The sequence below is a fragment of the Prevotella sp. S7-1-8 genome (assembly GCF_000758925.1).
Classification (GTDB): domain Bacteria; phylum Bacteroidota; class Bacteroidia; order Bacteroidales; family Bacteroidaceae; genus Prevotella.
Window position 1 is genome coordinate 1 of sequence record NZ_JRNC01000044.1, and the last position, 2,853, is coordinate 2,853.

Genomic DNA, 2,853 nt, shown 5'->3' on the forward strand with positions numbered 1-2,853 from the left:
TCTCCTTTAGTCCGCGCCCCACAGTGTCGGCACCGGATAATAGCGTATTGGGTCTCTGCTTGAACTGTCCTATAAGCACATTGATGTCCTCAAGGCATCCTCCACCACAAAGGTAACTGAAGAAGAGAGAGCCGAAAATACTTCCATGGCTGAATGCTTTGCCGCTACTTCCACGTTTCCCCAATACGGATTCGGTAAGTTTTTCAAAGCCCAACTTTGAGAAAACGTCCATAATGTGAAAAATTCCACCGAAAAAAGTGATATTCTCGTTTTTAATTGCTATCTTTGGCATGTCAGGTATTTGCTTACTTATTATGTTTGCAGCACCAAGATAGGTGAAATTTCTGACATATCCAAGTGCTTTGAGAACTTTGTTTCTCAGACACTTGGAGTTCTTACAAGAATTTATGCTGCGGAATTAAGGAGCGTAAGTTCCAAAACGAAGTGCAATAAAAGAGTCCCCCAGTATAGTAAAGATTGGCTAAATATTAAAAACAAAAATAGACAATATGAAGAAAAAAATCTTTTATGTATTGATGGTAGCATGCATCGGGATGACCGCTATTATTAATACAAGCTGTAGTAATGAAACTGATTTAGTGACTAACGGGCAACAAGAAAAAGCAGGTCCAAAGGGTGTTCTTATTTCGTTTGGCTTGTCAGCTGAAGATTATGGTACCGACAACGAAGCGGCTACACGTGGCGTCTCTGATGCTCAAACAGGTCGTGTAATCGCTACCTCTACTTCTAATTTAGGTAACGGCTTAGAGGTGTTGACCGAAGTAGTAGAAGAAAATGCACCTAAAACTCGTGCAGGAAGTCAACCTGTTTATCCTCAAGACTATCGTATATTAGCTTATAAAGATGGAGAGAAAAAGGCAGAATGGTATGGAAATTCTAAGGATGGAAGAAACTTTAATAATTATGACAAAAGCACTAAAGTGCAATATCTTGAACCTGGTAAATATAAGTTCTATGTATTTAACCACTCACATATGGAAATTAAAGAAGATGGAACATTTACCACAAATATAGGAAAAGGTTCTAGAAATGCTTATTATGTCGAAGAAGAGAAAGAAATACCAAATCAAAAGGAATATAAGCTTGAATTTGTATTGAAACCAATGTTTTCCAGAGTTCGTACAAAACTTAAAGTATATGTAGAAGGGGGGGGTAAAAGGTGCTTTTAATGGAGCCTCAACATATAAAGCTGGAACACCCTATGAAAAGAGTATAGATCCTAAAACAGGAGAAACACAATATACTCTTGCTTCAAAGGATGGTCGCTTTTTTTATGGTAGTTTTGACAATTCTATAAAGACAGTAACTGAAGGCGAGAACAACGAAATAAAATCCTATTCTATAATAACTCCCGAAATTGCTGGAAACTTTTTCTTGGATGGAACTAAGTTGAGTGAAGTGTCTTTCGAAACACGTGAAGGTATAAAAGCAACTATTTTTGATAAACCTGCAGGTGGTATAAAAATGCCTACTAAGCTTAAGAAAGACGTAACGCTTGAAGCAGGAAAGAGTTATACCCTTGTTTACACGATGTATAAATTAGGAAGTTATCTATTTAGCGATGGTTCGGTTAGTTCTCTTGCTGAAGGTAAAAGCGCAGGAAAAACACCTGTTGGATTCGTGGTAGATGAAACAAAGAGAATTGCTATTGCGCTTAACAATGCTGGTGGTGATAAAAAACAATGGGCAACAACAAATTCGCAAAAAGCAACAACCCTATGGACTCAAAGTGAGCAAGGTTTGCGTGATGGTATAAAAGAATATAATGGAGTTGATGCAGAACGTGGTGGATATAAGGAAACATGGGTTTCCAGCAAAACGCGTAACCAAGAGGTAAGAACAGAGAGCACAAACTTTCCTGCGTTTTATGCAATTAAGGATCTTACCCCAGTTAATGGTAAAAAATGGTATGTACCAGGTGTTGGCGATTGGGCTTTAGCACTTAAGCTATTTGGAATAGATGATCCTGCAGCTGGTTATAAAGCTGCCAAACCAGCAATAAATCCATGGAGTAAAGCCACAACCCAAGGTTTGGGATATAAATACCAAAACATTGTATTTACGCAAGCAGGTGGAACTCCACTAAACAGTTGGTATTGGACAGCAAACCAATGGAATGCAGGTGGAGAAACTGCAATTACTTTAACTACAAAAGCTGAGGGTGCCTTCTTTGGCGGAGCAAAATTAAAATCTTCAACATTTGTGCGACCTTTCATTAACTATTAATAGATTTAAGATATGATAGATAAAAAGAAAACCTACATGCAGCCAATAACAACAATACTGGATGCAGAACCGATGGAAATAATTTGCACAAGCGTCATTGCTTCTGGCGAAGCAACATTATCAACGGATGGCTTTGTCGATGAAGGTGATTACGAAGCAGGAGAAGTTTATTGGTAAAAAAAATATGCATTTTTCGTGCTCTTAAAGATTGAATAACAATAAAAAGCGTCATCGTTTCTCTGTAGTACGCTAAGTACAGGTTGTTATTCTCTCACGTTATAAAAACGTAACCCATTGTTAGAATTAAGTATGTAAAATCCTTTAATGGAACTTCCGACTACATACAGCGTTCTAACAATGGGTTTCTTATTTTCTGTGCGAGTTTTGGATTAAAGCCAAATCTCAGTCATTAGACTACAATCTTTCAAGAATTTTTATTTGCGTATGGTTTCCTAACATCTTCATTCAGCCACACAACTCCCAGCAATGAAGCCAGTAGTCCATGCAGCCTGTAAATTAAATCCACCAGTAATAGCGTCAATATCTAAGACCTCACCAGCAAAGAAAAGATTTGGACAAACCATGCTTTCAAGTGTTTTAGAATTA

Annotated in this window: 4 protein-coding genes and 1 pseudogene; 3 read left to right on the forward strand and 2 right to left on the reverse strand. The window is 37.7% G+C overall.

The features are described from left to right. A pseudogene (locus HMPREF1640_RS07445) lies at positions 1-292 on the reverse strand (IS1380 family transposase); the annotation flags it as partial. A 217-nt stretch (positions 293-509) separates the two neighbouring features. Here HMPREF1640_RS07445 and HMPREF1640_RS07450 point away from each other — a divergent pair. The 3 genes from HMPREF1640_RS07450 to HMPREF1640_RS13265 all read left to right on the forward strand — a co-directional run bounded on the left by HMPREF1640_RS07450 (position 510) and on the right by HMPREF1640_RS13265 (position 2,424). Then, a complete protein-coding gene (locus tag HMPREF1640_RS07450; RefSeq protein ID WP_036893641.1) occupies positions 510-1,190 on the forward strand; it encodes a hypothetical protein in 681 nt (226 codons plus the stop codon). Between the two features lie 205 nt (positions 1,191-1,395). Next, a complete protein-coding gene (locus HMPREF1640_RS07455) occupies positions 1,396-2,247 on the forward strand; it encodes a hypothetical protein (protein ID WP_036893642.1) in 852 nt (283 codons plus the stop codon). Positions 2,248-2,259: 12 nt separating this feature from the next. Beyond that, positions 2,260-2,424, forward strand: a complete 165-nt coding sequence (locus tag HMPREF1640_RS13265; RefSeq protein ID WP_156098752.1) for a hypothetical protein — start codon at positions 2,260-2,262, stop codon at positions 2,422-2,424. Positions 2,425-2,708: 284 nt separating this feature from the next. On the opposite strand, the gene HMPREF1640_RS12820 is transcribed toward HMPREF1640_RS13265, so the two are convergent. Then, on the reverse strand, positions 2,709-2,853 hold a 145-nt coding region (locus HMPREF1640_RS12820; protein ID WP_197051496.1), incomplete at its 5' end, for an NAD(P)/FAD-dependent oxidoreductase.